Below are 403 nucleotides of genomic sequence, written 5' to 3'. Positions count from 1 at the left end.
GAGAACTCCATAGTGATAATCCCATCCCGATGGTCGAGGTGCGCGTGCCACCGTGGCCCGGAATCCCTTCGACACACGGGGACGTTCCTATAACGTGTCAAGGGGTGTGGGAGGCGTTTTTTGTGGTGTGGTCTGATGCATCCGCGGTCACGCACGAGTAGGGCTTTGCGTTGGCCGGGGGTGAAGAATCGTTCTGCCTCGCCAACACTGAGTGGTACCCCGTTGGGATCGAGCATGATTTTCGTGATCGTGGTGTCACACGACAACAACCCCGACGGCCAACTGACCGACGATTCGGATCGGCAACGCCGCCGCCAGATCCGCATCGGCCGTCAAGACGCGCAGAAAATGAGTGGGTTGTCGGGGCAGATGACCCCGACCTTGACCGCGCACCTCGAAGCGG

1 pseudogene is annotated in these 403 nt (G+C 60.3%); it reads left to right on the top strand.

Annotation, left to right across the window (positions count from 1 at the left end):
• Nucleotides 1-249: 249 nt before the first annotated feature.
• Nucleotides 250-403: pseudogene (locus P3L18_RS28400) on the top strand (DUF222 domain-containing protein); the annotation flags it as partial.

It is taken from the genome of Gordonia sp. N1V (genome assembly GCF_029269935.1).
Taxonomy (GTDB): Bacteria; Actinomycetota; Actinomycetes; order Mycobacteriales; family Mycobacteriaceae; genus Gordonia; species Gordonia polyisoprenivorans.
Note: the sequence above shows the minus strand (reverse complement) of the source record. Positions and strands in the feature narration are given on the sequence as shown.